The sequence below is a fragment of the Pedobacter rhizosphaerae genome (assembly GCF_900111155.1).
Taxonomy (GTDB): domain Bacteria; phylum Bacteroidota; class Bacteroidia; order Sphingobacteriales; family Sphingobacteriaceae; genus Pedobacter; species Pedobacter rhizosphaerae.
Genome location: NZ_FOGG01000005.1, coordinates 158,882 through 170,852, shown reverse-complemented (window position 1 = coordinate 170,852; position 11,971 = coordinate 158,882). Strand labels below are relative to the sequence as shown.

At 40.8% G+C, this 11,971-nt stretch carries 10 protein-coding genes; 3 read left to right on the top strand and 7 right to left on the bottom strand.

Features of this window, described 5'->3' with window-relative positions; translation table 11 throughout:
- Positions 1-149 precede the first annotated feature (149 nt).
- Positions 150-752 carry a DUF4142 domain-containing protein gene (locus BMX11_RS05940; protein ID WP_090882434.1) on the top strand — a complete coding sequence of 201 codons (603 nt, stop codon included), beginning with the start codon at positions 150-152 and terminating at the stop codon, positions 750-752.
- 150 nt (positions 753-902) lie between these two features.
- A complete protein-coding gene (locus tag BMX11_RS05935) occupies positions 903-2,498 on the top strand; it encodes a S8 family peptidase (RefSeq protein ID WP_090882432.1) in 1,596 nt (531 codons plus the stop codon).
- A gap of 71 nt (positions 2,499-2,569) precedes the next feature.
- On the opposite strand, the gene BMX11_RS05930 is transcribed toward BMX11_RS05935, so the two are convergent.
- From BMX11_RS05930 to BMX11_RS05915, 4 genes are all read right to left on the bottom strand, one after another.
- Positions 2,570-3,616 carry an NAD(P)-dependent alcohol dehydrogenase gene (locus BMX11_RS05930; protein ID WP_090882430.1) on the bottom strand — a complete coding sequence of 349 codons (1,047 nt, stop codon included), beginning with the start codon at positions 3,614-3,616 and terminating at the stop codon, positions 2,570-2,572.
- 75 nt (positions 3,617-3,691) lie between these two features.
- Complete coding sequence (locus BMX11_RS05925; protein ID WP_090882428.1) at positions 3,692-5,815, bottom strand: xanthine dehydrogenase family protein molybdopterin-binding subunit; 2,124 nt, start codon at positions 5,813-5,815, stop codon at positions 3,692-3,694.
- Positions 5,816-5,818: 3 nt separating this feature from the next.
- Complete coding sequence (locus BMX11_RS05920; RefSeq protein WP_090882426.1) at positions 5,819-6,802, bottom strand: FAD binding domain-containing protein; 984 nt, start codon at positions 6,800-6,802, stop codon at positions 5,819-5,821.
- Positions 6,799-7,425 (bottom strand): (2Fe-2S)-binding protein, encoded by a 627-nt coding sequence (locus BMX11_RS05915; RefSeq protein ID WP_090882424.1) that lies wholly within the window; start codon positions 7,423-7,425, stop codon positions 6,799-6,801. Before BMX11_RS05915 ends, BMX11_RS05920 begins: the two co-directional genes overlap by 4 nt.
- A gap of 449 nt (positions 7,426-7,874) precedes the next feature.
- Between BMX11_RS05915 and BMX11_RS05910 the strand changes: the two genes are divergently transcribed.
- Positions 7,875-8,513: a YceH family protein gene (locus BMX11_RS05910; RefSeq protein ID WP_090882422.1), complete on the top strand. Its 639-nt coding sequence runs from the start codon at positions 7,875-7,877 to the stop codon at positions 8,511-8,513.
- Positions 8,514-8,523: 10 nt separating this feature from the next.
- Here BMX11_RS05910 and fabF read toward each other — a convergent pair whose 3' ends face one another.
- The 3 genes from fabF to BMX11_RS05895 all read right to left on the bottom strand — a co-directional run bounded on the left by fabF (position 8,524) and on the right by BMX11_RS05895 (position 11,919).
- On the bottom strand, positions 8,524-9,774 hold the full coding sequence (gene fabF, locus BMX11_RS05905) for a beta-ketoacyl-ACP synthase II (RefSeq protein ID WP_090882419.1): 1,251 nt from the start codon (positions 9,772-9,774) through the stop codon (positions 8,524-8,526).
- 727 nt (positions 9,775-10,501) lie between these two features.
- Entirely contained in the window at positions 10,502-11,260 is a 759-nt protein-coding gene (locus tag BMX11_RS05900; protein ID WP_090882417.1) for an SDR family oxidoreductase, read from the bottom strand.
- Between the two features lie 71 nt (positions 11,261-11,331).
- Entirely contained in the window at positions 11,332-11,919 is a 588-nt protein-coding gene (locus tag BMX11_RS05895; RefSeq protein ID WP_090882415.1) for a TetR/AcrR family transcriptional regulator, read from the bottom strand.
- Between the last annotated feature and the right edge of the window lie 52 nt (positions 11,920-11,971).

The window sequence follows — 11,971 nt, the reverse complement described above, 5'->3', positions numbered from 1 at the left end:
AATTATTTCAGTCAGTCATTCCATCATTCACTCATCCACTCATTCACTCATTCAATAATTCACATCCACTCATTCAATAATTCAAATCATCAACTACCAAACCATTTGCATCTCTCTGTGTTTTCAATAAACATCAAAACATTGAAAACATGAACAGTAATAAAACATTCTTTATCGGGGCAGCACTGGCTTTAGCAGTGAGTATCCAGGCTTGCCAAACTGCAGATAAGAAATCATCAACTACAAAAGACAGTGTGGCCGGAGATACCAATATGGTTAATGGCAATCATGCAACAGGTGCTGAAAGTACAGAAAGCGGATTGGATGAGGCTGGAGCAACTTTTTTAAGAAAGGCAGCCGTTGGTGGTTTAATGGAAGTGGAAGCCGCCAAAATTGCAGAAAAAAATGCGGGTAGTGCTAAAGTTAAAGACTTTGCCGCCCAAATGCTTACCGACCATACCAAGGCCAATACCGAATTGAAAGCTTTGGCCCAGGAGAAGAAGGTTATTACGCCTGATGCCTTACCTGCCGAAGATCAAATTCACATTGATGCGATGAAAAAGATGACTGGAGCCGCCTTTGATAAACATTATATGGAGATGATGGTTACAGATCACGAAAAAACAATCGCATTATTTAAACAAGGTTCAGAAAATCGTGATGCATCGTTAAAAAACTGGGCAACAAAGACTTTAACAGTTATAGAAGCCCACGATGCCTTGGCCAGAAAAATAAGTTCTGAAATGAAATAGAATTCTTCTTTTGAATATAAAATCCCAGAATCGAAAAATTTTGGTTTTTTTTTTGCCTAGTTGATAAGCGAAAATCATCATTTTTAAGACAAATTACGAATATGATAAAAATTAAAATTATATTTCGGCGTTAAAATGAAAATTACATAAATGGATAAGAGCAGAATTTTTAAATCGCTATTTGGTGTAGCATTATTAAGCTCAGTTTCTTTTTTAGCCTCAGCGCAAAAACCAAACTGGCAAAACCTTGACCTAAAAACAGATACCACTTTCGGCATCAGTACAGAAAAAGCGTATAAAGAACTTTTAAAAGGCAAAAAGCCAACTAAAGTTATTGTTGCCGTGAATGATGGTGGTGTGGAAGCTACACATGAGGACTTAAAAAGCATCATGTGGGTAAATAAAAAAGAAGTAGCCGGAAACGGTAAGGATGATGACAAGAACGGTTATATTGACGACATTAACGGTTGGAATTTCATTGGTGGACCAAAAGAATCGATCAATTATGAAACTTTGGAGTTAACCCGTTTGGTTCGTCGTGATCAGGATCGCTTTGCCAATACTACTGATGCAAATGTTGCCGAAAAAGACAAAGCTGATTTTGAAGCATTCAAAAAAGCGAGAACAGATTTAGAAAAACAATTGGGTGAAGCAAAAGCTAATTTAGCGGGATACGCAGGCTTTAAAAATGCCCTGGATGGCGTTGTAAAAAAAATCGGTAAGGATAACCCAACTTTAGAGGATTTTCAAAATTTTAAACCCGCTACTGATGTTGAAGGCAGAATCCAAAATGCTTTAAGTGGTGCATTAAAGGAGATGAGCTTTAAAGATTTCTATAACGATGAAATTATGGAAGGCTATGACCACTTTAAACAACAGGTAGATTACAACCTAAATGTTGATTATAATCCTCGTTCTATTGTTGGTGATGATCCAAATAACAGTAAAGAGAAATTTTATGGTAATAATGATGTAGCTGGTCCGGATGCGATGCACGGAACGCACGTTGCTGGTATTATTGCGGCCGACAGAACCAATAAATTAGGTATTTCCGGAGTAGCCAACAGTGTGGTTATTATGGGCGTTCGTTGCACACCTAATGGAGATGAGCGCGATAAGGACGTTGCAAATGGTATTCGCTATGCCGTTGATAATGGGGCAAAAGTAATTAATATGAGCTTCGGAAAAGCTTACAGCTGGGATAAGGCTGTGGTAAACGAAGCCATGAAATATGCTGCTGCCAAGGATGTATTGATTGTACAGGCTGCAGGAAACGAAAATAAAGATATCGATGTAGAAACCAATTATCCAAATCACAAAGATTTAGATGAGAAAACAATCGCTTCATGGATCACGGTAGGTGCTTCTGGCCCTAAAGATGATGAAAGCTTAAAAGCAAGTTTCTCTAACTTTGGTAAAACACAGGTAGATGTTTTTGCACCTGGTGTTCGCATCTACTCTACTGTTCCTGGCTCTAAGTACAAAAATTTAGATGGAACAAGTATGGCTTCTCCGGTTGTTGCTGGTTTAGCTGGCTTAATCCGCTCTTACTATCCGAAATTGAGCGCTGCGCAGGTTAAGGAAATTATCGTAAAATCGGTAACCAAGGTTAACCACAATGTAACTTATGCCAAAGGTGAAGGTCCTGCTGCCGAGAAAGTATCGGTACCTTTCTCAGATTTGTGTATCAGTGGTGGTATTGTTAATGCTTACGAAGCATTAAAACTTGCCGCAACTTATAAATAAGCATAAAACAACTATAAAAAAGGCGAATCCAATTTGGATTCGCCTTTTTTATAGTATCTAATTTAGCTTTCTTACAAAGTAGCCATATCAATTACAAAGCGATATTTCACATCACTTGCCAATACGCGCTCGTAAGCTTCATTTACATAATCGATATTAATTACCTCAACTTCCGAAACAATATGATGTTCGGCACAGAAATCAAGCATTTCCTGCGTTTCAGGAATACCACCGATACTTGAAGCAGTTAAAGCCCTGTTTCCATGCATTAAAGCGGATCCTGGGAACTTAAGCGGCTCTGGTGGCAAACCAACACAGATGTGAACACCATTGATATTCAGCAGTTTGAAATACATTTCGTAGTTATGTGGCGCTGAAACCGAGTCGATAATGAAATCGAAGTGCTTTGCGTATTTTTTTAACTCTTCAGGGTCTTTGGTAATCACAAAATGATGGGCACCCAGTTTCTTTGCGTCTTCCTCTTTTGAAGGGGAAGTACTTAAAACAGTAACATCAGCGCCAAACGCTACAGCAAATTTGACCGCCATATGTCCTAAGCCCCCTAAACCTAAAACTGCAACTTTATGTCCCTTACCTATTCCCCATCTTTTGATAGGCGAATAAGTCGTAATTCCGGCACATAATAACGGAGCCACTCCGCTTAGTGGTAGCTTATCTGAAACTTTTACCACAAACTCTTCCGTACAAACAATTTTATTGGAATACCCGCCATATGTAGGCGTTACTTTATCACGTTCTAAGCTATTGTAAGTCCAAACGGTTTCGCCTTTCTCGCAAAACTGTTCTTGTCCGCCCTGACAAGTAGGACATTCCTTGCAGCTATCTACCATGCAGCCAATACCCGCCAAATCACCAACTTTAAATTTGGTTACCGAACTACCAACCTCGGTAATCCTTCCCACAATTTCATGTCCGGGAACCATTGGATATTTTGCTGGCCCCCACTCGCTTCTCACCTGATGAATATCAGAGTGACAAATTCCACTAAATAAAATTTCAATTAAAACGTCTTTAGGCCCTACATTTCTTCTTTCGAAGTTCCATGGAGCCAATCTATCGGTTTGGCTGTGAACAGCGTATCCTTTTGCAGCTATCATATTATTAAATTTTAGGCAAAACTAGGACATTACATTATACGTTTGGTCATATCGAATTCATTTCAAAACAATACACTAGGCCAAAACCTTATCAGGTGTAATTGGAAGCGTCCTGATGCGCTTACCTGTAGCATTAAAAACCGCATTGGCCACTGCTGCCGAGAAGCCTATCAAGGCAATCTCTCCCATCCCCTTCGCGCCCATCGGATTAATAACAGGATCGGGTTTATTGATAAAATGAACTTCAATCTCAGGAACATCTGCATTTACAGGAACATGGTAATCAGCAAAATTATTATTGATGTATCGCCCATATCGATGATCTATAATGGATTCTTCTGTTAAAGCCATCCCAATTCCACCTACCGCACCACCTACCATCTGGCTTCTGGCCGTTTTCGGACTTACAATGGTTCCTGAATCTCCCACAGAAACAATTTTGCTCACCTTAACTACACCCGTAAGCTCATGAACTTTTACCTGCACAAAGTGAATAGAAAAAGAATAAAGCGAATAATTATCTCTTTCCTTTCCCCCCTGGCTTTCTTTGTTAACTTCTATGGAGGGCAGGTTGTTTTTCTTTAAAACGGAGATAAAATCTGAGGTTGCCGACATATTTGAATTGGCTGCCAGCTCTGCAATAGTCGATTTTAAGGATACGCAAACATCATTTACTGCCGATCCAACGGTAGAAAGGGTTGCCGAACCACCCTGGCTTGGCGCAGTAGGTAATGAGGAATCGCCTAATTCAAATGTGATTTTCTCTACAGGGATACCCAAAAGCTTATGTGCGATAAGGGTCATTCCCGTTCCAGTACCTGGACCAATATCGCTGGTAGCACTTTGCAACAGCAAGCTACCGTCTGCTTTCAAAACACCTTTCACGCTAGCTTTTCCCCTGTTGGCATTAAAAACCCCTATACTTACTCCGTAACCGGTTTGCCACGGGCCTTCCTTAATACTTCCTGGCTTATTTTTCCGCTGCGACCAGCCAATTTTCTCCGCTCCAATCTTATAAGCTTCTTTAATATTTTTACTGGAGAAGGGTTTATTTCTTTGCTGATCCATTTCGGGATCGTTTTTGATTCGAAACTCCAATGGATCCATATCTAATGCATGGGCTATTTCATCAATCGCACTTTCTAAAGCAAACGCACCTGTAGCCTCTCCTGGTCCGCGCATCCAGATGGGAACGCCTAAATCAACCGGAACAATAGTATAAGCCGTATTCACATTGTCGCATTGGTACATGAATTTTGCCATATTCACCACACCTTCGGTAAAGTTTTCGTAAGTTGAACTTTCCCCAAAAGCAGTATGTGTAATGCCGGTTAACTTACCGTCTTTTGTAGCGCCTAACCCTACCTTCTGAGTAGCTGCAGGGCGATTTCCAACCATGGTAAACATCTGCATCCGGGTAATAACCAATTTAACGGGTTTACCAATGTGTTTAGATGCCATTACAGTTGCGATTTCCAGCGGCCAGGTTCTTAAGCCCATCCCAAATCCTCCGCCCACAAATTCAGAATTAACCTGAACATTGGTTAAAGGAATTTTGAAAACATTGGCAATGGTATTCTGAGTAGCTTTTACCCCTTGTGTTTTAGCATAAACGGTAACTTGATTGTTAGGCTTCCAATCGGCAATAATACCATGAAGCTCCATTGGATTGTGCGTTTCTATAGGCAGATTGTACTCCTGCTCTATTTTAACTTCTGCCGTTTGATAAGCGTTTTCAATTCCACGCTTATAGTTCGGCTGCCCTTGTAATTTCTTAGCCGCAGCGTCCTTAAGTGCCTTATGCAAATCGGTATTAAAAGCTTCCTTCTCATAAGTTGCTTTAACCAAAGATGCAGCGTAAGTAGCCCTTTCGAAGGTATTTGCAATTACAATGGCGATGGGCTGCCCGTTAAAAAAAATCTTATCTGTGTAGAAGATTTTCATTGGCGACCCACCTTCTTGCTCATATAACGGAGCCGATGGTTTATTTAAATGCGATAACACAGCGATCACACCAGGTGCCCTTTCTGCAGATTTGGTGTCCAATCCTGTAATTTTACCCTTCGTAATTGTACTGGTTACGAGCACGCCATAAGTAAGTCCGGGTAATTCGAATTCTGCAAAATATTTGGCTTGTCCGGTTACCTTGAGCACGCCATCAACGCGATCATTTTCATCTTTAACCATTAGATTTTTCATGATTTATGCTTTGGATTTTGCAAGGTTTAACGCTTCAATAATTGTATTTGGAGTTAGCTTCAACTTAAAATCATTCTCGCCATATCCTTTGGCATCCGCCATTGCCAGCTGGGCTGCCTGCTGGAAATTTTCTAAGGTTGCTTCTTTACCTTTCAGAAATGCTTCAGATGAGGTTAATCTCCATGGCTTATGTGCCACTCCCCCCAAAGCCAACCGAACGTCTTTAATTTGGTTGCCCTGAAGTTCAATAGCAACTGCTGCCGACACCAGTGCAAAGGCATAAGAAGTCCTGTCTCTAACCTTCAGATAATGTATATTTTTGCTGAAGGGGTGGATCGGAATTTCTAATCTTACAATCAGTTCATCGTTTTTTAAGTTATTGTCTAACTGAGGAGTATCACCCGGCAAACGATGAAAATCTTTAAATAAAATCCTGCGCTCTCCCTTTGCATTTGCCAGTATCACCTCTGCATCAAGTGCTACCAACGCTACACACATATCACTCGGGTGAACAGCTATGCAGTTTTCGGAAGTACCAAAAATGGCATGCATTCGATTAAAACCACCAATAGCACCGCATCCGGAGCCAGGTTTGCGTTTATTACAAGGCATTTCGGTATCGTAAAAATAGCCACACCTGGTGCGTTGCATCATATTGCCGCCTACAGTAGCTACATTTCTGAGCTGTGCAGAAGCGCCTGCTTCGAGTGCCTGGGCAAGTAAAGGTAATTTTTCCTTAATCAGCGCACTTTCGGCTACAGCTGTATTAGAAGCCAGTGCTCCAATGTGTATTTTATTGCCTACCTGTTCAATCTGTTTTAAGGGAACATGATTGATATCTATTAACTTATCCGGAGAGCTAACCCCTCGTTTCATCAAATCAATAAGGTTCGTTCCACCGGCTAAAAACTTAGCGTTTTTATCTTTTGATAACAAAGCTATAGCCGATTTAGCACTGGTAGTGCGGAGGTATTGGAAATTGATCATATCGCTGCTCCTCCTTTTTTAACCTCAACAATTGCATCAACTATATTAGGATAAGCACCACATCTACAAATATTTCCACTCATAAACTCACTTATCTCCGCCCTCGAATTGGCATGACCTTCACGGATACATGCTACCGCCGACATGATTTGTCCGGGGGTACAGTAACCACATTGAAAACCATCATGTTTGATAAAGGCCTGCTGCATCGGATGAAGTTCATCCCCGCTTGATAAACCTTCAATCGTGGTTATCTTTTTTCCTTCGTTCATTACCGCCAGGCTAAGGCACGAATTAACACGTGCACCATCTATATGTACTGTGCAAGCGCCACACTGGCCATGATCGCAACCTTTCTTTGTACCCGTAAGGTGTAATTCTTCTCTCAGATAATCTAAAAGTGTTACCCGAGGCTCAATTTTGGTTGAATGGGCCTTATTATTCACAGTTAAGTTAAGGGGAATCTTTTCAAATAGCTCAGCAAAACTTTCATCTACCTGATTTTCTGCTGCTTTAACGGCTACAGACGGCGTTAAGGCTATTGCGGTCATCAAAGAGCTCTTCTTCAGAAAGTCTCTCCGTGTATCGCCGCCAGAGGTATTTTTCTTGTCGGATGATTCCATAGGATTGTGGGATGGGTTGTTTATCTAAGTTCGGGATTATCTGATTAAAAAAGTATGGTTACAGAAATTTAGAACAATTCTAATCGGGTTTTGTGTGGAAAGGGAAAGTTGTAAGTAGTAGGTTTTAAGTTGTAAGTCTGGATGCACTAAGCCAATTTGGTGTGCGCCGTGCCTTAAGTTGGCGAACCTTTCGGTTAAAATTAGCCACGGAAACACAAAATACACGGAGAAGAAATTTGAAATAGGCGCTATTCAAAAGCTTAGATGCCTTAGGTGGTTGAAACTTATGGGCTGCAATGTATCTCCTCTCATACGGGCTATAGCGCTTTCCTAACTTGGTGTCCTTTGTGCCTTGTCTTGGTGTTCTTCGTGGTTAAAACCCAGGAGAATGGAAAAGCATTTCACAAAAATTATTTCTTAAATGTGCGATCTATTTATATTTTTAGCAGATGGAAACCACAAAATCTTTACCCAACCTGAGCGCTGAAGAACAACGTATACTTGGGGCGCTGATAGAAAAAAGCAGAACCACCCCCGATTATTACCCAATGACGCTGAATAGCTTAACTGCAGCCTGCAACCAAAAAAGCGCAAGAAACCCTGTGGTTAACTACGATGAAGAAACGGTTACGCTAACCCTCAATCAACTTAAGATTAAAGGGTTAATTTCTACAGCTACAGGCGGTTCGAGCCGGGCAACTAAATACAAACATAACTTAGCCATTGTTTACCCGATTATTCCATCCGAATTGGCTATTATTTCCTTACTGCTTTTGCGGGGGCCATTAACTCCAGGTGAAATCAATAGCAACTCTGGAAGGCTATATGAATTTGAAAGTATTGAGGAGGTACTGGAACAACTTCAAAAGCTAGCCACCGATGAACCAGCATTTGTGAAACAATTGCCTAAAAAGCCCGGACAAAAAGAAGCCCGCTTTATACATTTACTAGGCGATTACGTAGAGCATACCGAAGAAATTCCAGCTTTAGTGGCAACTCCACAGCATGATTTAGAGGAGCGCATAGTGAAGCTGGAGCAAGAGGTAGAAGAGCTGAAAGAACTCGTTAATCTTTTAATGGATAAATAAAATATGAGGCCTAGGCCTCATATTTTTTAAAGATGGTACTAGCGGTGTGTCCGCCAAAGCCAAATGTATTATTCAATACATATTTAATTTCCTTTTTAACAGGCGTACCTAAAACAATATTAAGTCCTGCAGGAATTTTTTCATCGATATTTTTGGTGTTGATAGTAGGTGGAACGATGTTATCGTTAAGGGCAAGAATACTAATAATACTTTCTACTGCACCCGCCGCTCCTAAGAGATGTCCTGTCATTGATTTGGTTGCACCTATCAATACATCACTATTACCGAAAACTGCCTTTACCGCTGTTAATTCACTAATATCTCCCAATCCGGTTGAGGTAGCATGCGCATTAATATAATCAATTTGATCAGCAGTGATATTCGCATCGTTTAATGCTTTCTTCATCCCTAAAGTTGCACCAATACCATCTGGAGGTGTTCCGGTTAAGTGATAAGCATCTGCAGCCATACCGCCACCTACAATTTCGGCATAAATTTTAGCTCCTCGTTTTAGCGCATGATCTAAATCTTCTAAAATAAGTGCTCCGGCACCTTCGCCCATCACAAAACCATCTCGCTCAATATCAAAAGGTCTGGACGCTGTTTCTGGCTCCTCATTTCTTTTAGACAACGCTTGCGCTGCACTGAAACCACCCACCGATGCTTCGGTGATAGCCGCTTCTGAACCACCAGCGACCATAATTGTTGCTTTTCCTAATCGAATGGTATCGAAAGCACTGATGATAGCTGTATTTGACGATGCACAGGCAGAAACGGTACAATAGTTGGGTCCACGTAATTTATGACGGATAGAAATAACACCAGCGGCAATATCAACGATCATTTTCGGAATGAAAAACGGACTAAAGCGTGGTGTTCCATCTCCTCCATTAAATTCTTTCAATTGTTGCTCAAAAGTGCTGATCCCGCCGTTTCCAGTGGCCCAGATTACCCCTACTTCAGCAAGTTCATCATCAGTCATGGCTTTAAAATCCAATCCCGCATCTACAATCGCCTGATCACTTGAGGCTACTGCATACTGCGTAAACACATCGAACTTACGTTGCTCCTTTTTATCAAATAATTCATCTGCATTAAAATCCTTTACTTCAGCTGCAAAATGTGTTTTAAACTTACTGGTATCGAACTTCGTAATGGGGCCGATACCACTTTTACCTGCTAAGATATTCTTCCAAAATTCGCTTACTGTATTCCCCAGAGGCGTTACCGCCCCTAAGCCTGTTACTACTACTCGTTTCATTTCTAATTAGATTTGAGATCGGAGACATGAGATTGGAGAAATCGATCGTTTACTGATCAGTTTCTACTCATGGCTCAAATCAATTTGGCGGCGCAATAATACGGCTTTATCCGCATTACATTGACATAACCTTTATTTTTTACAGTCCTGAGATATTGAACAACATACCGCAAAGTGCGCTAAGACAGGCGCTAAGCCCGCAAAGCCAGGTTGTTGCATTGCTGAATAGGCTCTTCGCCCCATAACACACAACACATAACCCACAACACATTCAACCGCAACACATTCAACCGCTAAGCATGCAAAGCTTTAATTGCTTCGCCTGATTGGCTCCTTGCCCCATAACACGCAACACATAACCCACAACACATTCAACTGCTAAGCATGCAAAGCTTTAATTGCTTCGCCTGATTGGCTCCTTGCCTCATAACCCGCAACACGTAACCCACAACACATTCAACTGCTAAGCATGCAAAGCTTTAATTGCTTCGCCTGATTGGCTTCTAGCCCCATAACACGCAACACATACCCCACAACACATTCAACCGCTAAGCATGCAAAGCTCTAATTGCTTCGCCTGATTGGCTCTTCGCCCCATAACACGCAACACATAACCCACAACACATTCAACCACAACACATTCAACCGCTAAGCACACAAAGCTCTCATTGCATTGCTGAATAGGCTCCTTGCCTCATAACCCGCAACACGTAACCCACAACACATTTTACTCAGCAATCTCTGCTCTTTGGCTGTTCATTACTTTTAATGCTTCTTCCGGTGATTTCAGAAACAACTCATAAATGGCTGCCGTATCTCCCACTCTGATTTCAAATTCATTTGCAGCCAGTGCTTTGATAAATTCTTCAGCAACTACATCAGGTTTAATACCTCTGTGGCCACCAATTTCTTTTGAAAATTCTGTATCTACCAAAGGCGGCATCAATTCAAACACCTTAACGTTGCTATTTGCCAATGTTAACCTTAAGGAAGTGGTGTAAGAGTGCAAAGCAGCTTTACTCGCAGCATAAGTTGGCAATAATACACCAGGGGCATAAACTACTATTGATGAGACATTTACAATCGCTGATTCAGACTGATTTTTCAAAACAGGCAACAGCTTTTGATTCAAACGGATAATAGACAAATAGTTGGTTAACATTTCATCTTCTGCAATAGCAGCAGCATCTACAGTTTCGTCGGTTAGGCTATACACTACTGCCCTGCCTGCATTGTTAATCACCATATTTACATCGGGAAAATCTGTTTTTATTTTAGCCACCAGCTGATCAATTTCTTCAGGCTTAGTCACATCAAATGGAATGGTAACCACATTATCCAATCCTTTGGCGGCCTGATTTAATCTTTCCTGATTTCTGCCTGTGATGATTACCTTGTTGCCCAATGCAGATAATTGTGAAGCGATAGACAAACCTATTCCGGCAGTTCCGCCAATGATTAATACGGTGTTTTGTGAGGTTTTCATGATTATGTTTTTTATTTTAAAACGTATTTAATATTTAAAATACCAATCGGTATATTTTAGGATAAAAAAAATTAGCTAAGCTGTTTGATGTTTTTTTTTAAGGAATCCATAATTAAATCCCAGTGAGATTCATTTTCTGTTAACCGCGATACCATAATTGCCCCTTCTATCATTGCAATCATCGTGAGAGCTACCTGTTCGGGGTTAACTTTTTGGTTAAACTCTGCCGATTCAACCCCCTTGATAACTAAAGCCGAGAGGTGTTTTTTCCAATTTAATATAGCGCCCAAAACTCTTTTGCGTAATTCGGGATGGGTATCATCAGCTTCTGTTGCGGTATTGAGCAGCGGGCATCCACCTTGATGTAAAGTGTTGGTAAGCAGAGCACGATATAGATCTGCATAAACTAACAATTTACCAGCCATTGTAGCTTGCTCAGCCATTGCCTTGTTTATTGCTGTGGCCATCTTTTCTGCATTATAATCGAAAGCCGCCAAAGCAACCTCGTCTTTATTGGCAAAATTACCGTACACACTCCCTTTCGTTAATCCAGTTGCTTCGGTAATATCATTTAAAGATGTACCAGCATAACCCTTTGTATTGAATATTGGAGCTGTTTGTTCTACAATGAATTGACGTGTTTTTTCTGCCTTAGTCATAACCAAATGATTTAACAATACAAATATATACCGATCGGTATAATTATTTATC